This is a genomic window from Cupriavidus sp. DL-D2 (assembly GCF_039710735.1).
Taxonomy (GTDB): Bacteria; Pseudomonadota; Gammaproteobacteria; order Burkholderiales; family Burkholderiaceae; genus Cupriavidus.
In genome coordinates, this window is record NZ_JBDKXK010000045.1 from 1 (window position 1) to 21,426 (window position 21,426).

The 21,426-nt window shown below is 64.7% G+C and carries 20 protein-coding genes; 5 read left to right on the top strand and 15 right to left on the bottom strand.

The genetic code is table 11. The features are described 5' to 3' along the window. Positions 1-108: 108 nt before the first annotated feature. From ABDB81_RS21065 to ABDB81_RS21095, 7 genes are read right to left on the bottom strand one after another with little or no spacing between them, the layout of a single operon-like run. Positions 109-1,176: a 2-aminoethylphosphonate aminotransferase gene (locus tag ABDB81_RS21065; RefSeq protein WP_346813401.1), complete on the bottom strand. Its 1,068-nt coding sequence runs from the start codon at positions 1,174-1,176 to the stop codon at positions 109-111. A gap of 36 nt (positions 1,177-1,212) precedes the next feature. After that, positions 1,213-2,400: a phosphonopyruvate decarboxylase gene (gene aepY / locus ABDB81_RS21070; protein ID WP_137924682.1), complete on the bottom strand. Its 1,188-nt coding sequence runs from the start codon at positions 2,398-2,400 to the stop codon at positions 1,213-1,215. Beyond that, the gene (gene aepX, locus ABDB81_RS21075; protein WP_346813403.1) at positions 2,397-4,103 is read right to left on the bottom strand and encodes a phosphoenolpyruvate mutase; all 1,707 of its coding nucleotides are present in this window, start codon (positions 4,101-4,103) and stop codon (positions 2,397-2,399) included. The genes aepY and aepX overlap by 4 nt, the downstream gene beginning before the upstream one ends. After that, complete coding sequence (locus tag ABDB81_RS21080; RefSeq protein WP_160472322.1) at positions 4,100-4,855, bottom strand: phosphocholine cytidylyltransferase family protein; 756 nt, start codon at positions 4,853-4,855, stop codon at positions 4,100-4,102. Before ABDB81_RS21080 ends, aepX begins: the two co-directional genes overlap by 4 nt. Before the next feature lie 39 nt (positions 4,856-4,894). Then, positions 4,895-5,929 (bottom strand): flippase-like domain-containing protein, encoded by a 1,035-nt coding sequence (locus ABDB81_RS21085; RefSeq protein ID WP_137924685.1) that lies wholly within the window; start codon positions 5,927-5,929, stop codon positions 4,895-4,897. 6 nt (positions 5,930-5,935) lie between these two features. Next, positions 5,936-6,748: a 2OG-Fe(II) oxygenase gene (locus ABDB81_RS21090; RefSeq protein ID WP_346813406.1), complete on the bottom strand. Its 813-nt coding sequence runs from the start codon at positions 6,746-6,748 to the stop codon at positions 5,936-5,938. A gap of 37 nt (positions 6,749-6,785) precedes the next feature. Then, positions 6,786-7,466 carry a CDP-alcohol phosphatidyltransferase family protein gene (locus tag ABDB81_RS21095; protein WP_137924687.1) on the bottom strand — a complete coding sequence of 227 codons (681 nt, stop codon included), beginning with the start codon at positions 7,464-7,466 and terminating at the stop codon, positions 6,786-6,788. Positions 7,467-7,755: 289 nt separating this feature from the next. Here ABDB81_RS21095 and ABDB81_RS21100 point away from each other — a divergent pair, with 289 nt between their 5' ends. The 4 genes from ABDB81_RS21100 (at position 7,756) to ABDB81_RS21115 (ending at position 10,883) form a co-directional block, all read left to right on the top strand. After that, positions 7,756-9,267, top strand: a complete 1,512-nt coding sequence (locus ABDB81_RS21100) for a DUF1254 domain-containing protein (RefSeq protein WP_346813408.1) — start codon at positions 7,756-7,758, stop codon at positions 9,265-9,267. Between the two features lie 112 nt (positions 9,268-9,379). Then, positions 9,380-9,979 carry a TetR/AcrR family transcriptional regulator gene (locus ABDB81_RS21105; RefSeq protein WP_346813410.1) on the top strand — a complete coding sequence of 200 codons (600 nt, stop codon included), beginning with the start codon at positions 9,380-9,382 and terminating at the stop codon, positions 9,977-9,979. 69 nt (positions 9,980-10,048) lie between these two features. Next, entirely contained in the window at positions 10,049-10,414 is a 366-nt protein-coding gene (locus ABDB81_RS21110) for a metalloregulator ArsR/SmtB family transcription factor (protein WP_346813411.1), read from the top strand. Further along, complete coding sequence (locus tag ABDB81_RS21115; protein WP_346813413.1) at positions 10,398-10,883, top strand: SRPBCC domain-containing protein; 486 nt, start codon at positions 10,398-10,400, stop codon at positions 10,881-10,883. Before ABDB81_RS21110 ends, ABDB81_RS21115 begins: the two co-directional genes overlap by 17 nt. Before the next feature lie 101 nt (positions 10,884-10,984). Here the strand turns inward: ABDB81_RS21115 and ABDB81_RS21120 are convergent, their stop codons facing one another. Continuing rightward, positions 10,985-11,290 carry a hypothetical protein gene (locus tag ABDB81_RS21120; RefSeq protein ID WP_237380277.1) on the bottom strand — a complete coding sequence of 102 codons (306 nt, stop codon included), beginning with the start codon at positions 11,288-11,290 and terminating at the stop codon, positions 10,985-10,987. 144 nt (positions 11,291-11,434) lie between these two features. Then, positions 11,435-13,327: an FUSC family protein gene (locus ABDB81_RS21125; protein ID WP_346813415.1), complete on the bottom strand. Its 1,893-nt coding sequence runs from the start codon at positions 13,325-13,327 to the stop codon at positions 11,435-11,437. A 125-nt stretch (positions 13,328-13,452) separates the two neighbouring features. Between ABDB81_RS21125 and ABDB81_RS21130 the strand changes: the two genes are divergently transcribed. Continuing rightward, positions 13,453-14,343, top strand: a complete 891-nt coding sequence (locus tag ABDB81_RS21130) for a LysR substrate-binding domain-containing protein (RefSeq protein WP_346813417.1) — start codon at positions 13,453-13,455, stop codon at positions 14,341-14,343. 172 nt (positions 14,344-14,515) lie between these two features. Here the strand turns inward: ABDB81_RS21130 and ABDB81_RS21135 are convergent, their stop codons facing one another. From ABDB81_RS21135 to ABDB81_RS21160, 6 genes are all read right to left on the bottom strand, one after another. Continuing rightward, positions 14,516-15,682 carry an ABC transporter permease gene (locus tag ABDB81_RS21135; protein WP_346813419.1) on the bottom strand — a complete coding sequence of 389 codons (1,167 nt, stop codon included), beginning with the start codon at positions 15,680-15,682 and terminating at the stop codon, positions 14,516-14,518. 3 nt (positions 15,683-15,685) lie between these two features. Beyond that, on the bottom strand, positions 15,686-16,840 hold the full coding sequence (locus ABDB81_RS21140; RefSeq protein WP_346813420.1) for an ABC transporter permease: 1,155 nt from the start codon (positions 16,838-16,840) through the stop codon (positions 15,686-15,688). An 11-nt stretch (positions 16,841-16,851) separates the two neighbouring features. Continuing rightward, on the bottom strand, positions 16,852-17,583 hold the full coding sequence (locus ABDB81_RS21145; RefSeq protein WP_137924697.1) for an ABC transporter ATP-binding protein: 732 nt from the start codon (positions 17,581-17,583) through the stop codon (positions 16,852-16,854). Positions 17,584-17,586: 3 nt separating this feature from the next. Further along, positions 17,587-18,795 (bottom strand): efflux RND transporter periplasmic adaptor subunit, encoded by a 1,209-nt coding sequence (locus ABDB81_RS21150; RefSeq protein WP_346813422.1) that lies wholly within the window; start codon positions 18,793-18,795, stop codon positions 17,587-17,589. A 115-nt stretch (positions 18,796-18,910) separates the two neighbouring features. Further along, complete coding sequence (locus ABDB81_RS21155; protein WP_346813424.1) at positions 18,911-20,323, bottom strand: FAD-binding oxidoreductase; 1,413 nt, start codon at positions 20,321-20,323, stop codon at positions 18,911-18,913. Positions 20,324-20,366: 43 nt separating this feature from the next. Further along, positions 20,367-21,062 (bottom strand): FadR/GntR family transcriptional regulator, encoded by a 696-nt coding sequence (locus ABDB81_RS21160; RefSeq protein ID WP_346813426.1) that lies wholly within the window; start codon positions 21,060-21,062, stop codon positions 20,367-20,369. Positions 21,063-21,426: the final 364 nt, after the last annotated feature.

The window sequence follows — 21,426 nt, forward strand, 5'->3', positions numbered from 1 at the left end:
GCGGCGGTGCAAATTGCGATGTGGTCGGCAAGCAGGGCGTCTTGCCCTCTCCCCCAGCCCCTCTCCCGCCGTGCGGGAGAGGGGAGCGAACCCAACGGGAGAGCGAGATTACTTCCCCACCAACTCCCTGAACCCCGCCACCAGCCGATGCATATCCGCAGCCTGCAGCGCCCCCATTGTCGAAATCCGGAACAGCTGCGACGACAAGCCGCCCTGGCCGGCATAGATCACGAATCCGCGCGCCTTCAGCCCGTCGTGCAATTGCTCGTAGCTCACGCCCTCGGGCAGCTTGTACGCGCGCAGCACCACTGACGATTGCGTGGGCGGCCACAGCGCGTCGATGCCCAGCGCAGCCAGACCCGAACGGACTTCCTCGGCCAATGCGGCGTAGCGCTGGTGGCGGCCTTGCCAGCCGCCTTCTTCCTGATGCTCGCGCAGCGCTTCCACCAGTGCGTAGTACGCGTGCACGGACGGCGTGAATGGCGTGTTGCGCTGGTCCTGGAGTTTGGCCAGGCGGGCGATATCGAGGTAATAGGTGCGGCTGGCCGCGTTGGCGAGTGCCGTGCGGCGTGTGACCACGAAGGCCGCGCCGGGCACGCCGTGCAGGCACTTGTTGGCCGTGGCGGCCACGGCGTCGATATTGCCGCTGAAATCGATCGCTTCCGCGCCAAAGCTGCTCACACCGTCGAGCAACAGACGCTTTCCGTGCTTCTGGCACAGCGCATCGATCGCCGGAATGTCGTTCAGGCGTCCCGTGGTCGTTTCGTGGTGGATCACCGCTACGTGTGTGAGGGCGGGATCGGCGGCCAGCGCCGCGTCGATGCGGGCCAGATCCGGCGCTTCCATCCACTCATGCTTCACCACGGTATGGGCGATGCCGTATTGCGCGGAGATCTGCGCGATACGCTCGCCGTAGACGCCGTTCTGCACGATCAGCAGCTTGCCCTGTGCCGGCACCAGACCCGCAATCATGCTTTCCAGCGCGGCAGTGCCGGAGCCGGTCATCAGCACGGCCGTCCACTGGGCCGGATCGAGATCATAGACCCCCACCAGCCGCTGGCGCGCTTCGTCCTGCAAGTCGAAGAACTCGCTTTCGCGGTGGCACAGGTCGGTTTGCAGCAGGCTCTGGCGGACGCGCTCAGTCAGCGTCACGGGGCCCGGGTTCAGCAGCAGCATGCGATTCCTCAATCTTTCAGACGGGTTCAGACTTGTTCAGGCGTGTTCGGTCGTACCCAGATCCGCGCCGATCTGGTGCGCCAGGCGGGTGCGCACCTGCACCGGCGTGACCGATGGGCGCGGCAGGCCATCGGGAGAGCCGGGACGCGTTTTCAGGCACACGAAATTCGGTCCCGATGTGGCGGTTGCCGCGTTCGCCAGCACCGTATCGAGCATGGCAAGGTTGTCGCCCTCGATGGCCGATGCGTAGCCGCAAGCCGCCGCTACACCCGCAAACGATACATTGTGCGAGACAGTCGCCTGCCCACCCGTCGAATCGTGCGCGTTGTTGTCCAGCAGCACGTGCGTCAGGTTGGCCGGGCCGTAGGCGCCCAGCGTGGCGAACACGCCCATGCGCATCAGCGCGGCGCCATCACCATCCACGGCCACAACTTTCAGGTCCGGACGCGCCATGGCGAGACCCAGCGCGAACGGCGTCAGGCAGCCCATCGAGCCCACCATGTAAAGCTGGTTGGGCCGGTCGTCGAGCGCATAGAGTTCGCGTCCGCAGAAACCGGTGGAGGCGACCACGACCGTCGATGCCAGCGGCGTATGCGCGATCACGCGTTGCAACGCCTGCTGACGGCTCGGCAGTTCGGCGGCGCCGGTGTTCGACACCTGCGGCGTCGCGCGGGCACGGGCCACGGGCGGTGTCTGGGCGTTGAGCGGGTAGGGCGCGACGCTGCCTTTTTGCATGATCAGCGCGTACGGCCGACCGGTGGCGTCCATATGGGCGATGGCACGGTCCAGCGCGGGACCCACGGCATCGGCTTCAGTCGGGAACAGCTCCCACGGAATGTCCATGGTGTCGAGCATGGCCGGCGTGATCGGACCCATCAGCGCGTGCTGCGGTTCGTCCGAGGCGCCGCCCGGCTGGCCGCGCCACGTCACGATCAGCAACTGCGGCAGCCGGAACGTCCACGTCAGCGATGTCAGCGGACTCACCGCATTGCCGAGTCCCGAGTTCTGCATCATCGTGATGCCGCGCACACCGTCGCGGGCGCCCTGGGTCACCCCGGCGATAAACGCCACGGCATCGCCCTCGTTGGCGGCGGAGACGTAGTGCAGCGAGTCATCCTGCACCACGTAGTTGATGAACGGCGTCAGGTACGAGCAGGGCACGCCCGCGTACCACGAAAAACCGCGCTCTCGCGCGGCTTCCACAAACTGGACTGCCTCGATCATCGGGCCGCCTCGCCGGCGTTGTTGCCCAGTGCGTACGGCGTCTGCGTGTGCGCGAAGTCACCGGCGCGACGGAAGTCGTCCAGGTCATTCACACCGCGCCAGTGGCCGTGCACGTACTTGACCTCGACTTCCTCGCCCGCAGCCACCAGCGCGTTGAGCAGGTCAGGCAGGTCGAGCTTGTCGAAATCGGCGCGCTGGCGCAGTTCGCCCAGCAGCTTCTGCAGACGCACGCGGCCTTCGCCACGCACGTTCAGCAGGCCGATCCAGCGGCCGTTGGGCGCATCGCCAGCCGGCACCTCGTCGGCAATCTTCTTCAGTGTGACCTTCTGGCCGAACAGGTCGCGGTCGTCGCCAGCCGAGCACCATGCAAAGTCGCGAACGCTCTGGTTCGACGGCGATTCCGACGAATCCACCACTACGCTGAACAGCGCCTCGGTATCCATCAGATCGCGCAGGATGTAGCTGCGGAACAGCAGGTCGCCGTAGGCGATCACGGTGTCGGTCTTGAGCGAATCCGCCGCGCAGGCCAGCGAGGCCAGTTCGCCGGTCTCGGTGTAGCGGTCGTTGCGCACCAGCGTGATGCCGGCGGCGTCGATGGCCTCGGCCTTGTAGCCGCCCACCACGGTGATGTCGTTGATACCCTGGTTCTTGAAGCCATCCACCAGCCAGCGCAGCAGCGGCTTGCCGGCTACCGGCAGCATGACCTTGGGCTTGTCCTCGGTCAGCGCTTCCAGACCCTTGCTGCGGCCTGCCGCCAGCACCACGGCCGCGCCGGGCGCCTGGCCGCCAGTCAGGTAGATCTTCTCGGCCGCCGAATACTCGTCGGCATCCTGCAGACGGAAGATTTCGTTGACGGTGGCGATGCGGTCTTCCACGTTGACCAGCGTCTCGTTCTCGTAGATGTCCTTGGCCACGGCTTGCATGCTCGATGCCGCCACGCGAATCAAATGGTTGGCCCAGATGATCAGGCTGATACCCGCCTTGCGGAAGACATCGGTCGGCGTGCTGTAGTACTTGGTCGGCACGATCACCAGCGGGCTGCGGCCAGCCCATTCGCGGGCGAAGGTGACGATCTCGTCGGCCTTCGACAGCTTGCTGTGGATCAGGATCGCGTCTGCGCCGGCCTCGTGGTACGCCTCGGCGCGGCGCAGGGCTTCTTCCATGCCCCAGCCGGCGATCAGCGCTTCCACACGGGCCACGATCGAGAAATCGTCATCGGCCTGGGAATCCTTGCCGGCCTTGATCTTGCCGCAGAACTCGTCCACATCGGCCAGCGGCTGTTGCTCGCCGCCGATGAAGCTGTTGGTCTTCGGGAAAATCTTGTCCTCGATGCAGACACCGGCAATGCCGCGCTGCTCCAGCTTGCGCACCAGGCGGCGCATGTTGTTGAAATTGCCGTAGCCGGTGTCGCCATCGAGCAGGATGGGCAGGTCGCTGGCGTCGGCCATGAATTCGAGGTTGTCAACAACCTGGGTCCAGCTGGCTTCGTTGTTGTCCCGCACGCCGAACTGGGCCGAGATGGCCAGGCCGGATGCCCAGATGCCCTTGAAGCCGGCCTCGCGCACGATGCGCGCGGACAGGCCGTTGTGGGCTTCCATGATGAATTCCAGTTCGTTCGACGTCAGCATCTGACGCAGACGCGCCGCGCGCGACAGCGGCGTGGCATTGGACGAGGCAAGCAGGTTCGGGTCGATGGCGTTCATTGTGCGATTCCTACAGGCAGAAGTTGGGGCAGGACTTCTTCAGCGGCGCGTGCGACGTCGCCCGGGAAATCGATTTCGATCCACGGGGCGCCGGTCACGTCGGCCGTATCAAATACGTGGGATTGCTCGAGCAGCAGGTCGCGCACGGCTTCTTCGTGCGGCATGTTGGCGCGGCCCGAATCGACATAACCCTTGACGATCTCGGCCAGGCGGCGCGCGCAGTCTTCCTTGAAACGGAAGAAACCTACCGATTCGCCGATGGTGTCGTATTGCAGATCGGCCATCAGCTGCTTGCGCAGTTCCACGGGCACGCCGTCGCGCAGGCAGAGCTTCACGGGCTCGTCGCCGGCTTCGAAGTCGCGGTCGATCAGCAGGCGGTTGACGGTCTCGCCAGCCACCAGCTTGCTCATGATGCGCTCGTCATAGAGCACATCGGCATCCATCAGCAGCACGTCGCCGCCGCGCGTCATGGCGTCGGCCACGGTGTGTACGGTCAGCACGCTGCCCAGGTCGTAGCGCGGGTTGATCACGATTTCGAGGTCGCGGCCCAGGCTGGCCAGTTCGTCCTGCACCTGTTGCGGCTCGAAGCCGAGGGCCAGTACCACTTCCTTGACGCCGGCGGCATCGAGCAGACGCAGGTGACGCTCCAGCAACGTCATGCCATCGAAGCGCAACAGGCACTTCGGAAACTGCTTGCCTTGCTGTTGTTGCAGCCGCAGGCCGAGGCCGGCAGCGAGAATGATTGCGCGCATCGTATTTTTCTCAATGTTTAAGGGACGGGCCCAATCGTGTCAGTCTGACCCTTGTAGTGCCGTGGTGGCGGCACGGCGGCGCTGGTACTTCCGTTCACTGAAATGCAGGTACACCAACCCGGGGATGCCGAGTATCAATTCGCGCACGCGCTTGGCCAGCGACAGGGCCAGCGCGGCGTCCGGGGGCAGGCCCACGAGCGGGGCCAGCAGCAGGTAGCCGCCTTCCTGTGCGCCGAGCGAGCCCGGAATGGCAAAGGCGGCACCGCGAATGGCCTGACCCACGCTTTCCAGCAGCAATGCCTCGGCCCAGCTCACCGGATGGCCGAGGAAATGCATGATCAGCCAGACCTCGCCGGTACCGGCGATCCAGCCGAGCAGGTTAAGCCCGAAACTCGCGGCCACCTTTTTGCGATCGCGATAGAGTTCCCGAATCGCACTGTCCACGGCGTCGGCTCGCAGCGCCAGACCGGCCCAGCGACCCGCGCCTGCGTGGCCGTCTTCGGCGGCCTTGCGTTTGCCGAACAGCTTTTGGCCGATGCGCATCACGCGGCCAAACATGCCACGCCGTTGCAGCACGCAGAAGGCCAGCACGCAGGCCGCCAGAACCACGGTGACCGCGATGATTGGCGTCTGGTAGCCGGACAGGTCGCCCTGGGCGCCAAAGACAACGATCCCCAGCAGCGCGAACAGCATTTGCGAGAGCGCCTGCGTGGTGGTGCTGACGGTGATGGCGGCGGCAGCATCGCGCATCCGGGCGCCGCGATGCGACAGGTAGCGCACCATCAGCACCGGACCGCCAATCTGGCCGGCCGGCAGCAGGCTGTTCACCGCTTCGCCGGTCCAACGGGCCTTGAGCGCGCTGCAGAACGAGCCGTGGCGCGTCTTGCGGTCCAGCAGCACAGCGATAGCGCCGGCATCCAGCACCAGCGGCACCAGATGGAACGCGGCCACCACGGCCAGCCCCCAGCCGGCGGACATCAGCGTGGTGGTCACCGCGCCAAAGCCCTGCCAGGCCAGCAGGCCGACAAACAGCGCCGCGCCTATCGACAGCAGGAGGAAAGCAGCACGACTCACGACCGGTTACTTCCCACCCAGCAGGCGTCGGAACACCTGGCGGAAGCCGAAGTAGGCCACCGCGTCTTTCATGTTGGAGATAAAGCGCAGCCACGGGCGCATGCCCGGATCGGTCACATATTCGAACGTCAGCGAGACACGGATCTCGTTCGGGCCGGCCGGGGTGATGCGGTGGCGCAGCTTGTCGCCGTCGAACAGCACGATGCCGCCCGGCGGGATCTGCACCGAGCCCGGCTCGTCGGCAATATCGGGATTGCGCGTGTGCAACTCGTAGTCGAGCCGGCAGGAGGATTCGTCCAGCACGCCGATCAGCAGCGTGTAGCGGCGGCCATCGTAATAGGACGTGTCGTAGTGCCAGCCGATATGGTCGCCAGGGCGCGTGTAGTAATAGAGCGCGTAGGCGTGGGGGTCTGCATCAGGGCAGACCTGCAACTTGTCGCCACTGATCTGTTCGAGCCAGTGGATCAGCGCTTTCGAACGGTACAACTCGGCGATGAACGGCGCCTGCTCGTCGATGGTATGGCGGCTGACGCTGCCGCCCTGCTTGTGGCCGGGCAGGTAGTTGCGGTTCAGGCCCGGCTGCATTGCGCGGGCCAGCGCCACCAGCTGGGCGGTCTCCTCGGGGGCCAGGAACTTGTCCAGGTAGAGGAAGGCGCCCTGGCGCTCGAAGTCGGCGCGCAGCGCCGGGGTGTCAAGCTGGCTGGTCACACGTGCCACGGCGGCATCGGGCCGGCCGGGGAGTGTGGCGTGGGTAGCCGGCGTTTTCGCATGGCTGGCCGTGGCGGCAAGGGTCAGGTCGCTGGTGGCGTGCTCGCTCATGGGATCTCGGGGAATCTCGGTATTTCAGGGGGCCGCGTCAGTGGTCCGTCGTCGTGGAAACGGGCCGGCGCATGATGCGCCAGTAGTCGATGATGACCAGCAAGGCAAACAACGGGGCGCCAATCGACGCGGCAGTCAGGAACGGGCCGATGCCGTTGGTCAGCGTGACCAGCGGCAGCAGGTACAGCACGTCTTCCGTCTCGAAACCGGCCGCCGATGCCTGCTTCGTGCCGCTCTTGCCAACCCGCGATTCTATACGCATGCGCAGGAAGAAGATCAGCGCCACGGCCAGGCCGGCCACGGTGCCGCGCAGGACTGGACCGAAACTCGGACCCAGCGCGCCAGCTGCCTCGGCAGTGGTATTGGCAACGGCCAGCCCGAAGCTGACGAACAGCAGCACCGTCACCAGCGCATCGGCGGCCAGGTCGTAGAAGTGGCCGAGCTTGCTGCCCTTGCCGCTGATCCGCGCCAGTTCGCCATCGGTATGGTCGACAAAATTGGATAGCACCACGAGCAGCGCCCCCCAGTTCGTCCACGCGTAGCCGCCCTGTGCGATACAGGCGACGCCAGCCACGCCAATCAGCAGGCGCAGGGTGGTGAGGTGGTTCGGGGTGACACGGGTGTTCTTGAGAGGCCGCACCAGATGGCGGGCAAGGCGGGCATCCCAGGTGGCCGGCAACGGCGGTTCATCCGGGAATTTGGGGGATTTCTGGTTCATCCTTCAACAATCAGGGTGGGGCGGCTCGGGGCACCCCGGAGCGCCAGGCGATGCAAAACACTACGCCTGCGACGCGGGAATGACAAGGTCGTGAGAATACGCCCTTTCCCGCACCGCTGCACGCGGGGCGGCCATTCCGGAGGCGAAAGCGCCACACGCCGGATCAAGGAAACAGCAACCCGCCACGCGAACAATTCATCCGCTGATCGGAGGCGACTCCCGCGAACGGATTTACACCGCGCCACAAAAGAATTGAATTCCGATCGAGATGGGAGCGGGGGAGCATGACGTGTCTTCCTCTACCCATGACTCCCAGATGGCCTCCCTGAATTCCCGAACCATCCTCGCTACCACGGCGCTCCTGTTGACCTTGTCTGTCCCGGCGTGGTCTGCCCCGTCCGCCGCTGGCGATGCGTCGTCCAAACTCCCGCCCGGCCCGGTAGCCGGCACGCAGTTGCCGCAGAGCTACGTACGTAACCTGGCCAAGATGGCGTACATCTGGGGCTGGCCGATGGTCAACATCCACAACCGGCACATGGTGTTTTCCAAGGTGCCGGAGAACGGGCTGGGCGATGGCGTGCTGCCCGTGGCGCCGCTGAACCGGCTCACCATGCTGACCGACTACATCCAGCCGGAAGAGCGCGCCGTGGCCACGCCGAACCAGGACGTGGTCTACGGTTTCGGCATCCTCTCCCTGGCAAAGGAGCCGGTGGTGTTCCAGGTGCCTGACTTCGGCAACAGATTCTGGGTCTACCAACTGGGCGACCAGCGTACCGATACCCTGGGCGGCGCAGGCCGGATGTACGGCACCAAACCCGGCTTCTATATGGTGGTGGGGCCGAACTGGAAGGGCGCGACGCCCAAGGGCATCAAGGGCGTGTACCGATCGCCGACCAACATCGCGTACATCATCCCGCGCGCCTTTCTCGACGATACCGCCGCGGATCGCAAGGCCGTGCAGCCCGTGGTCAGCCAGATCGTGGCCTATCCGCTCAGCGAGTACGACGGCAAGATGAAGACCAAGGACTGGTCGAAGATTCCGAAACTGTCCGATCCGGCAGGCGGCAAGCAGGGCAGCGGTGCCGAGACCCAGTGGGTCAAGCCCGAGGCGTTCTTCAAGGAACTGCCGGCCATCATGAAGGAGGTGCCGCCGCAGCGCGGCGAGGAAGCGCTGTACGCATGGTTCCAGTCGCTGCTCGACGCCGCTGCCAGGGACCCGGCCGTGGCCGACACCCTGGCGCAGGCTGCTGTCGAGGCCGACAAGGAAATGATGACCGAGATGCACCAGTACTCCCGCGCGGGCGTGCCGGTGGGCAACGACTGGGTGGCGCCGATGAACGGAGCGGAGTTCGGCACGGATTACTACAGCCGCGCGGCGGCGGCCAAGGCCAACATCTTCGTCAATCCGCGCAGGGAGTCAGCCTATTTCGGACAGGAGTACGACGCTGGCAAAGCGCGGCTGAACGGCGCAAACGCCTATACGATCACCTTCCCGAAAGGTGGCTTGCCACCCGTGAATGGGTTTTGGTCGCTGACGCTCTACGATGCTGCCCACTTCTTTGCACCGAACGAGATCAAGCGCTACTCGCTCGGCACCAAGAACAAGGACCTCGTCTACAACCAGGATGGCTCGCTGACGCTGTACGTCCAGAACAAGCGGCCGGCGGCGGACAAGGTGGCGAACTGGCTGCCGGCGCCAGCGGGCGACTTCGAACTGTTCATCCGGGCCTACTGGCCCAAGGCTGAGATCCTGCAGAACACGTGGTCGCCGCCGCCGGTGCAGAAGGTCGGCGCAAACTGAGTCTGCGAGCCGGTGGACATGAGGAGGCAGGCCGTCCAGGACGACGCTCTGCCCCTTTCTCATTCGTTGAACCCTCAACCCGGCGCCATGACGTTCTCGTTACAATCGCGCCATGGCCACTCAAGCAGAACGTAGCGCATCCACCCGGCAGACATTGATCGATGCCGCCACCACATTGCTGATCGAGCAAGGCTATGCCGCGTTCGGTGAGGCGCGTGTCTGCGAGATCGCCGGGATCAGCCGGGGCTCGTTGCGACACCAGTTTCCGGACGGCCGCTATGACCTGTTGCCTGCGATGGTGGCATCGCTGATCGACACCGAAGCCGGCAAGCTCGACGCGCTGGGGCCGATGCCGGCCCGTGTGCGGATGCACCTGATGCTCCATACGCTGGTCCATCGTCGCCATCGACATACCTCGCTGGCCATCCTGGAAGTCTGGATGGCCGCACGGGGCGACGAGCGACTGGCCGACTCCGTGGGTCCGTTGCTCGCCGCCGTGCCCGAGCGACTCTTTGGGCAGGACCCGAAAGGCGTGCCGGAGCCGGAACTGCTCGCCCTGCGGCTCGTCCTCCACGGTGCCACGCTCCACAGCTTTGCCGCGGACTACGATCCCAACAGACTCGCCGACGCCGTGCAGTGGCTGATCGACCAGCTTGAAACGCCCCCCGAACTGCCGGCCGTGATGGCCCGCATCGCCGCGATGCAGCGGTAACCTCTCCTCCCCACCCCGCTTAACACTAAAGTTCTTGCTTAACCATCGGGCATTTCTATACTAAAGAACATGCTTAACTATTCCGATTCCACCGATCCTCTTGACGCCACATTCAAGGCGTTGGCCGACAGCTCGCGCCGCACGATGCTGATGCAGTTGACGCGCGGCCCGCAGTCCGTGGCGGAACTGGCGCGGCCGCTGGCGATGTCGCTGCCTGCAGTGATGCAGCACCTCGGCGTGCTGGAGCAGGCCGGGTTGGTGACAACCGAGAAGGTAGGGCGCGTGCGCACCTGCCGCATCGCGCCGGAGGCATTTGGCGATGCCCAGCAATGGCTAAGCGCCCGCCGCGCAGAATGGGAAGCCCGCTTCGATCGCCTCGGCGATTACCTCGAAACGATGAAAAAGGAGACAGCCCCCGATGGCCACCGCAAATGAATCGACTCCCCGGCAGTCGCTCGACGTATCCCGTACGTTCAACGCGCCGCCCGAACTCGTGTTCAAGGCATGGAGCGCCGCCGAGCACCTGAGCCGCTGGTTCTCACCGCATGGCTTCACCATCCCCGAATGCGAAGTGGAATTCCGTCCAGGCGGCAAGTTCGAGCTACGCATGAAGTCCGACGATGGCACGTATGACCAATGGCTGCGTGGCCACTATGTCGAAATCGTGCCGCACTCCCGGCTCGTGCTCGACGTCGCCGTCATCACGCTCGAAGGCAAACCACTGTTCAGCGCACTGACGACGGTAGGCATCCAGCCCGTTGCGGGCGGGACCGAGATGACGGTGAACCAGCGCTACACCGCGCTCGATCCGTCGATGGGCGATTTCACGCGCGGCGCGGAAGAAGGCTGGGCGCAAACGCTGGATCGGCTGGGGAAGGAGTTGGAGAGGATGGGGGCAGCCTGAATTTCCCAAGCAAAAAACCGGCGTCCGTCACCGGACGCGGCATCAAGTCTCAATGTCTCTGAAAAACGAAGCTGGGCTCTGTTGAGAACCCGGTATTGCGGTCAGGCCGGTTGGGCTGACACACCCCGCAGGTCCATCCCGGCCAGGTCGGCCGGGCGGGCCAGGCGGGCGCCATCCGTGTACGGATCGGGTTTGCGGGTGCCGTAGGCGCCGTCGGTGTAGACATCGCGTTCGCGGATGCCGTGCGCGCCTTCGGTGTAGACGTCGCGCTGGCCGTTGTGCTGGGTGTGGTTGTAGCGGTCGCGCGGGATACCGTCTTGTTCAGGAGCGGCGCCGGTACTGGCGACGGCCACGGTGCAGACGCTCAGCAGCAGGGTGGCGAGCAGGGTCTTGGTCTTGTGTTGCATGGAAGTCTTCACGGTTTGGTTGGGCGGCGCATCGGCAGGGATGGGGGGGATGCGCCGCCCAGGGAACGCCTTGTGGGCGATGCCGCATCGGAGTGGTACGGCACGGACTGCAGTGTAGTCACCTCAAATCATTCCTGTGATGATTTAAACGGCCTTCATCGAGTCGGTTTTTTCATGTGCATGCATCGTGATGCCAAGCACCACGAGCGCGCTGTGAACGTCGGCGGCCAGGTGGCGATCGTGTACGTTCGCCAGCGCCGTCAGCGCGGTGTGAATCGACGCCTGCAGGTCAGGTGAGACCGGCACATCCTCACTGCTGCCCGCTTTCACGCGCGCCCGGAAATGCCTGGCGACGATGCTGAGCACGCGCCGCACGGGCTTACGTACGACGCCGGGCAGACCGGGCAGGGCACGTTGCAGCGCCAGCGTGCAATAGCCAATCTGCAACTCCGTGAAGCCATCCGAAGCGAGTTTGTCGCCACTGGCACCCAGGCGCGGCATCAGTTGCCCGAGCCGGTCCTGCATGCGTGCGCCTGCGCGGGTGTACTCGTCGGACACCCGCCATGTGGCGGCACGAGCCAGGTCTCGCCAGCTCGCGTGGATCAGCCGTCGCGCGGCCACATGGGCGCCGAAAGGCCGCACCAGCATCGCCCACATTGGCGCGAACAGCATGGCGGCGGCGTTTGCCAGGCTCGTGTTGAACAGCCCGACGAGATTGGCATCGTAGACGCTCTGCACGTTTGCGAATGAGGCGGTGTTGACCGACAGCAGCATCGCAATCAACTGGAACCCGGGCCGTGGAATCAGCATGCCGATGGCGAGGTACGGTGCGGCCAGCATGCCGGCCAGCATCTCGAAGCTCTGGGCGAGCGGCACCACCAGGAACAGGTAGAACGACGAGATCAGCAGACAGATCGCGCTCCATCGGATAAACGGCTTGACCATGGCGCGCGGCTCGTCGATCGAGGCAAAGAAACAACTGGCGATGGCCGCGACTGCCACAGGACCGCCGCCATCTTCCCATCCCGAGAAAATCCACAACAGCCCCGCGCAGAACACGGCCAGACCTGCCGAGATCGATCCGAACAGCAGCATCACGTGGTCGTGGTGAAGGGCGGTGGCATCTTCGTCCCCATCGGCGCGGCGCGAGTAAGAACGCGGTGCCGTTCTGTCGCCAATGGCTGATTGCAGCGCGGTACATTGACTCATCAGCGTGTCGTAAACGGATTGAAGGTGGTGCGCGGCTTCGGCCAGAACAGGTTGTGGATAGACATGACGCCCCTTGGCCCGCATCGCGTGCAGCACGCTTTCCAGTGCCGAGAGCACAGGCATCAGGCCCGACATCCGCGCACGCAGTGCCCGCGCATGATCGTGGGTCTGCCGGCTCTCGGTATCGAACGATAGCTGCACGATCAACTGGTCTAGCGCCAGCATGTCCGCTGCCAGCCGGTGCCGGCTTACGTCGGCATGCTGGTTGGCCAACGCGATATCGCAGGCCCACGCCGCTGCGTCGTCGAGCCAGAGCCGTGCGCGGGCACGCAGCGCGGGCGCCACCCGGGCCGGGAAGACGATGCCGTGGACGAGCGCGGCGCAGACGATGCCAATCACGATTTCCTCGATCCGCGACACGGCGATGTCGAAGATGTCGCCCGGATGCATCACGGCGGGTAGCGCAACGATCGGCAAGGTGTAGGCCGCCAACAGGAACACATAGCTGCGCGGCGAGCGCTGCAGCAGCGACAGGTAGACCAGCACCGCGATCCACAACCCAATGGCGGCGGTGAGGACGATCGGCATCCCGACGAGTCCGGGCACCGTCACCACGGCCGCCGTAGCACCCAGCATCGTGCCGGCCACGCGATAGGCGGCCTTGGAGCGTGTGGCGCCCGTGAGCGGATTCGAGACGAAATAGACGGTGGCCATGGCCCAGTACGGGCGGGGCAGGCCGAACCACAAGGCGATATAGAGTGCGAGCATCGCGGCCGCGAATGCCTTCAGCGAAAACAGCCACTGTTGGGCATGCGGCCTGCTAGCCATGTTGGTGTTCGCCGGCGTATCCGGCGATGGTGGGGCGAGGGATCGCCAGTGTAATGGCCCAGCAAACATTCTCGTCATGATTTAAAATTCCGCGCCTCAGTCGGAATTTTCATGGAGATTTTGCGATGCCGATCGACATCCGGGCTTTGCGCTACTTCGTCGAGACTGCGCGCCTCAAGAGCTTCACCCAGGCGGCATCGTCGCTCTATGTGACGCAATCGACCATCAGCAAGATGGTGCGCCAACTGGAGGATGAGGTTGGCCAGCCGTTGCTGATCCGCGAAGGCAAGTCGGTGCGGCTCACCGATGTGGGCAAGGTGGTCTACGACCGGGGCCAGGAGGCGCTGGGCGTTGTGCACCGGCTGACGCTGGAAGTGGCCGATCTGTCATCGCTCGGACGGGGGCAACTGACGGTTGGCATTCCACCGATGGTCAACCTGTTCTTCTCGCCAGCGGTCAGCGCTTTCCGAAAGCGGTATCCCAATCTGCAACTGACGCTATCCGAGCACGGCGGTCAGGTGGTGGAGCAGCAGGTGGCCAGCGGCGAACTGGAGGTGGGCGCAACAGTGCTGCCCGGCGATACGGGGCTGGCGCTGGAGACGCGCCAATTCGCCAAGTATCCGATCTGGGTTGTCGGTCCGCCCCGCGCGGGATGGGCCAGCGGCCGTACGGTCACGCTGGAGGCATTGCGCGACGAGCCTCTCGTGATGCTGACCGACGAGTTCTCGCTGACGCGCAAGCTGCGGCGGGCGTTTCTGGAGGCGCGCATCGAGCCACAAGTGGTGGCGCAAAGCGGCCACTGGGATTTTCTGGCGTCGATGGCAGCGGCGGGGCTGGGGACGACGTTTCTGCCGGAGCCGTTGTTGTCCAGGCTGGAGACGCGCGACAAGCTGTCTGTAGCACGGCTGGCGGAGCCAACGATGGACTGGGCACTGGCCCATATCTGGTCGCCGGGCAGGTATTTGTCGCACGCGGCCAGGGCTTGGCTGGAGGTATGCGAGGAGGTGATGGGGTAGGCAATACCGCATTGTTTTTTCTCCCCTCTCCCATGAAATGGGAGAGGGGTTGGGGGAGAGGGCGCGAGGTTCTGCTTGCCGACCATTGGAAATTTGCACCGCTGGCCCTCTCCCCCGGCCCCTCTCCCGCCTTGCGGGAGAGGGGAGCAACACCAGGCGAGAGACACGCAGGCTACCGCGCCCGCAACGCGTCCACAATATTCAGCCTCGATGCCCTGAGCGCAGGCAAGAACCCGCCAATCAGTCCCATCGCCATCGAAAACAGCAGGGTTTTCATGATGATCCCCGGCGTCAGCAGAAAGCGGAACGACAGATCCGCGAACGTCTGGAAGTTCGTCGTGGAGAAAGACGCAAACTGCATCAGCGCAGCGCACAGCAATCCGGCGATGCCGCCCACCAGTCCCAACAACACCGCTTCGATCAGGAAGGCCATCAGCACGTTATTGCGCTGAAAACCCAGCGCGCGCAGCGTGCCGATCTCGCCAACGCGGTTGGCCACCGACGCGTACATCGTGATCATCGCGCCGATCATCGCGGCCACCGAGAAGATCGTGGTCAGCGTCAGGCCCAGGATGTTAATGAACGCGGACAGTGCTTTCGACTGGTCGCTGTAGAACTGCTGCTCGCGCTTGGCCTCGTTCGCCAGGCGGGGGTCGACGTCGATATCGGCGCGGAACTTGTCGAAACCGTCTGCGTTCGACAGCCGCATCACCATCGACGAATAACTCGTGCGACGGAACGACTGCATCAACTGGTCGATGTCGCCCCAGATCTCGGAATCGAAGCCGCTGCCGCCTGCATCGAAGTGGCCCACCACGGTCCAGTCGCGCTGCGCAAAGCGCAGGTGGTCGCCAATCCGTACGTTGCCGTAGCCCTTGGCGATGCTGCTGCCGACGATGATTTCCGACGAGCCCGGCTTGAATACGCGCCCCTCGGTCAGCCGGATCTGCGGCCGCATGGTCACGCCGAGCGGCGACACGCCCCGGATGATCACGTTCGACGGGGTCGTATAGCCGGTCTTGGTCAGCGAGATCAGCACCACGGCTTCACGCGAAGCCATCGGGCGGCCTTCCGTGGTCAACGCTACGGCGGGATGCATTTCCAGCGCCGCTGCCTGATCGCGGGAAATCGCGCTCTGGATCTCGGTCTCGGCGCCCTTGCGGATGACCACCACGTTATCGCGCTCGCCCGTGGTCACCAGCGTCTGCTTGAGTCCGGCGTCGAGCATTAGCATCGTGGCAAACACAAAGACCACGAGCGCCAGTCCGCCGGCCGTCAGCGCCGTAGTCAGGCGGCGGGCCCAGACGTTGCGGGCAATGTAGTGAAGCGGAATCGCCATGACTTACCCGATGGCCCGCAGGCCCTCGACGATGCGCACGCGCGCGGCCTGCACGGCGGGTACGATGGCAGCCGCCAATCCGACCACCACGGCGCACGCGGCCTGCATCGCCATGGTGTCGTGCGAGACCGTGAACACCGGGAACACGCCGCCCACGGCCTGCTTGAAGAAGCTCGCGGCGGGTGGCGTCAGTAACATCCCAATCGCGCCGCCCACCATGCTGATGATCATCGACTCGCCAAACACCAGCAGCGACAGGAAGCCGGAGCCGAAGCCCAGGGCCTTGAGCGTGGCGTACTCGGTGATGCGCTCGCGGGCGCTCATCGCCATCGCGTTGGCCATCACGGCCATGACGATCACGATCACCACATACGACACCACGCGAATCGCCGCGATGATCTGGTTGGACATCGCCACGAAACCGAGCTGGAACGCCTGCTCGGTCTCGGTCAGCGTCTCGGCCAGCGAGTTCTTGAAGACGTTGTCCACGGCGCGCGAGATGGCGGCGCCGTTGTCCGGATTGTCGATGCCGACCACGAATACGCCCACCTGATCCGCCTGCCGCGCGGTCTTCTTGCGCACGGTCTCGTTGAGGTAGTCCCAGTGGAAGATCATCTGGCGCGTGATGGTGGACTCATCCCGCCCCTCCATGATCCCGCGCACGACGAAGTCCCACGTACCCGGATAGATTGTGCCCTTGATCGGGATGACGTCGCCGACCTTGAAGCCATACGAATCGGCCAATTGGCGACCGATCAGCGCACCGCGCCGGTCGCGCTGGTAGTCCGCGCGTTCCTCTGGCTTGACGATGAATTCGGGATAAAGATCGAGATAGTTGTCGGAGACGGCGAACTGCGCGAAGAAGTTCTTGGGATCGCGATAGACGCCCCCGAACCAGTTGGAGCGCGCCACCTGCGTCACACCATCCACGCCCTTGATGCGGTATTCGTAGTGCAGCGGCAGCGCAAACGTCAGAGAAATCGCGTTGCGCGTCACGAGCCGCGCATTCGACGCTGCCGAAGCCCCCGCGTACCAGGCATCCACCACCGTCTGCAGCAGCCCATAGGCCAGCACCGCAATCACGAGGCCGAGCACGGTCAGCGCCGTGCGCAGCTTGTGGCGCATGGCGTTGCGGGCGATCAGCTTGGGCAGGTACATGATTGGGACGCTCAGGCACGCGGCCCGGGTTGGCGGCGCTCGGTTTGAAGCAACTCGCCTTTTTCCAGATGGACTAGCGATTTGGCGGCTTCGGCGGCGTGGGCGTCGTGCGTGACCATGATGATCGTCTTGCCGACGTCTGCGTTGAGCCGTTGCAGCATCGTCAGGATCTCGGTGGCAGAGGTGCGGTCCAGGTCGCCGGTTGGCTCGTCGGCCACGATCAGCGTGGGGTCGGTAATCAGCGCGCGGGCAATGGCTACGCGCTGCTGCTGGCCGCCTGACAGTTCCGACGGATAGTGATCCATGCGATCGCCCAAGTTGACCATCCGCAGCACCATTTCCACACGCTCGCGCCGCTCCGCGCGGCCCAGCCGCGTCAGCATCAGCGGCAGTTCCACGTTTTCATAGGCGGTCAGCACCGGCATCAGGTTGTAGAACTGGAAGATGAAGCCGACGTGCGCGGCACGCCAGTCCGCCAGCGATGCCTCGGGCAGTTCGGAAATATCGACGCCGCCCACCAGCAACTCGCCACTGTCAGGACGATCGATGCCGGCGATCAGGTTCAGCAGCGTGCTCTTGCCCGAACCGGACGGCCCCATGAGCGCGATGAAATCTCCCTCGGCGATGTCGAGCGAGATATCGGACAGCACCGGCACAGTCTGCGCGCCGCGCTGGTACGACTTGGCGAGGTGGCGGATCGAGACGAGCGGGGCGGGGTGGGTCACAGCGGAGGCTTCGGCCATGGCTTACTTCTTGGTCACGGTGACCTTGGCGCCATCGGCCAGCTTGTCGCCGGGCGCCAGCACCACGGTGTCGCCCGCCTTCACACCTTGGACGGCCACCAGTTCGCCGATCTTCGCGCCGCGTGTCACCGGCACCTGCCTGGCCTTGCCGTCGGCGATCAGGAACACCACGGGCTTGCCATCGCGCTCGACCACGGCCGAAGGTTGCACGGCGGTCTGCGGCTTGCTGTCCTCGGGCGGCACCGGCTTCGACAGGAACGCGATCTTGGCGCTCATATCGGGCAGCACGCGCGCATCGCGATCCACGAAACGCACCTTGACGAGCACGGTGGCCTTGGAGCGGTCGACGGTTGGCACGATGCGCGACACGCGACCGGCCATGCGCAGGTTCGGCAGCGCATCGAGCAGGATCTCGCACGGCTGGTCGACGGTGATCCTGGCGATATTCGATTCGGACACATCCGCTTCCACTTCCAGCGTATCCATGTCGGCAATCGTGACGATGGCACCCTTGGTGTCGGCGGCGGCGGAGAACGGCGTAATGTTGTCGCCCACGTTGGCATGGCGGATCAAGACCACGCCGTCGAATGGTGCGCGGATTACGGTCTGTTCCACGGAGACTTCTGCCGCACGGGCATTGGCCTTGGCCGAGGTGATGGACGCCTGCGCGTTGCCGATCGACGCCCGCGCCTTGTTGAAGCGCGCCAGATCCGCATCGTATTGCTGCCTCGAGATCGCCTTCGGCTCCAGCAGCATTTCCGAGCGCTTCAGATTGACCTCGGCATCGCGCAGTTCGGCCTGCTGCAGTTGAAGATTGGCTTCGGCCACCTGCACCTGGGCACGGGCCTGCGCAGCGGACGCTTCCACGTCGCGGCTTTCCACGCGGGCAATGATCTCGTCCTTCTTCACGCGGGAGCCTTCCAGCACGCCGAGCCATTCCAGCCGGCCCTGCGCCTTCGAGGCGACGGCGGCTTTGCGCTGGGGCACCACGTAGCCCGTGGCGTTCAGCATCGTGTAGTTCTGGGAGGGATAGGCCGCCGTGATCGTGGTGCTTTCCACAGCCTGCGGGCCGGTCAGCCTGAGGCCCACTGCAATCAGGACCAGCAGGATCAGTGCGATGACCGCGTAACGCACCCAGCGGCGACGCCGGCGCGGGGCAGGCGCCATGGCGCTGCGGTCGATTTTCAACTTGCTCAGGTCTTGGTCAGCCAATTTGGAAACCCTGGGAACCGTGGGGGAGCGGCATGCGATGGGTGGATATCCCCCGCATGCCGGAAAAGGCTCCCAGTATAGCGGCGTGGCCCGCCTGAAACGCGGGAAAGCGGCGTTACAGCAGCTTGCCCGGATTCATGATGCCGCTGGGGTCGAACACTTGCTTGATGGCACGCATCAGGCGCAGTTCGAGCGGGTCCTTGAGCGTCAGGAAGGCGTCGCGCTTGAGTTGGCCGATTCCGTGTTCGGCACTGATGCTGCCGTTGTAGCGCGCCACTTCCTCCATGACTTCGTCGCTGACGGGCTTGCCTTCGCCCAGCGCCCATTTGGGATCGGCACCGAGCGGGCGCGACAGGTTGTAGTGCAGGTTGCCATCCCCGAAATGCCCGAAGATAAACGGGCGGATGCCGGGGTGGCGCGCCTTGAGCCGCGCTTCCATCGATTCCATGAACGCCGGAATACTCTCGATGGGCAGCGACACATCATGTTTCAGGTGCAGGCCATCCATGCGCTGCGCTTCGGAGATTTCCTCGCGCAGCTTCCACAGGCCCTGCAACTGGGCGAGCGAAGCGGAGACGGCGGCGTCGAGGCAGAGCCCCTGTTCCAGCGCCTCACCGATCACCGATTCCAGCAGCGCGTTGAGCACATCCTCCGACGCGGTATCGGCGATTTCCAGCAGCACATAGGCCGGATGGCGATCGGGGAAGGGCGCCTGGACGTTTTCGGCATATTTGAGCACGAGTTCCAGGCACTCGCCGGTAAAGAACTCGTACGCCTGCAAGCGTGCGCCGCAACGGGCGAACAGCAGCGAATACAGTTGCAGCGCCTGCTGCGAGGATTCCACGGCGGCAAGCACCACGGCGCGCGAATCGGCGCGTGGCGAGAGGCGCAGCGCGGCAGCGGTGATGATGCCGAGCGTGCCCTCGGAGCCGATCAGCAACTGCTTGAGGTCGTAGCCGGTGTTGTCCTTGCGCAGCGTGCGCAGCCCATGAAAGATCTCGCCGTTCGGCAATACCGCTTCCACGCCGAGCACCAGTTCGCGCGTCATGCCGTAGCGCACTACGTTCACACCGCCCGCGTTGGTGGCGAGATTGCCGCCGATCTGGCACGAATCCTCGGCCGCCAGCGAGAGCGGGAACAGCCGGTCGTTCTCCTCGGCGGCACGGCGCAGGTTGCCCAGGATGCAGCCAGCCTCGGCCACCATCGTATTGGCGATGGTGTCGATCGAACGGATCTTGTCCATGCGGTCGAGGCTCAGGACCACGTTGGTTTGGCTGCCATCGGGCGCCGCGCCGCCACACAGGCCGGTATTGCCGCCACGCGGCACCACGGGCACGCCGGCCTGCTGGCACATCGCCAGTGCCTGCGCCACCTGTTCAGTCGAGCGCGGGCGCACCACGGCCTGGGCCTGGCCCTTGTAGAGGCCGCGCCAGTCGGACAACCACGGCGCCACGGCATCGGCGGCGGTAGACACCACGTCGGGTCCAAGGGCTTCGGTCAGGCGCTGGGCGAAATTCGTATCGGACATGATCGGCAAGGGAAAAGAAGGAAAACGGGAAAGTCGGCGGAAATCAGGCGTCGCGCATGTTCAGGCCCAGGCGAAGGGCGGCGTTGCGCAGGTGCTGCGTGGTGTGCTGGCGTGCCAGATCGACGTCGCGGTCACGGATCGCCTGGAAGATCGACAGGTGCTCTGCGTGGACCTGACGCGGCAGCCCCGGCTGCTTGCTGGAATTGGTGCGCGCGGTCTGCACGGCGTGATGCAGTTGCAGGTTCATGTATTGGAGCAACTGCAGGTAGTAAGGATTGTGGGTGGCGGTGGCGACGGCGATATGGAACTGGATATCGGACTCCACGCCCTGCTCGGGGTCGTTGAGGTGCGTTCCCAGTTCGGCCAGCAACCCGGCCATGCGGGTGACGTCCTGCTCGGTACGATGCCGCGCCGCCATGGCCGCCGCCGATCCCTCCAGATCGATTCGTAGTTCGAAAATTGCGGCAAGGTCGGTGGTATCGGTGCCACCCGCCAGCCGAAACCCGCTGTCGCTGACCCGCGACCGCACGGTGCTTCCCAGCCCCTGCCGGCTCTCGATCATGCCCTGCGAACGCAAATGCTCCGTCACTTCCCGGATCACCGCAGCACTGACGCCAAAGCGCTCGCAAAGCTGCTTGCCCGTAGGCAGCCGCTCGCCCACGGGAAACGTCCCATCGGCTATTTCGGCGCGCAACTGCTGGATGACGCGCTCGGTAAGGGTGATCGGCCTGGTTTGCATGGGGAGGGAGTTTAGACTTTTCTGGTTATATCAAAACCACAGGTAAACCCGTAGTTATTCTGTTTCCTTTCCCTCGGTTTGCTCCCCTCTCCCGCGAAGTGGGAGAGGGGTGGGGGAGAGGGCTGGAAGTTCTGCTTGCCGGCCACATCGCAATTTTCACGGCTGGCCCTCTCCCCCAGCCCCTCTCCCGCCTTGCGGGAGAGGGGAGCAAACCACATCAAACGCCCGCACCTTTCACTTCGTTACAGCCCCAAACCATCACTAAAGCTATCCTCGCCGCGTCCTCACACAACAAAGAGAAACACAATGAAAAAACTAACGTTGCTGATGGCAGCATGCGCGGTGCTGCTTGGCGGGTGCGTGG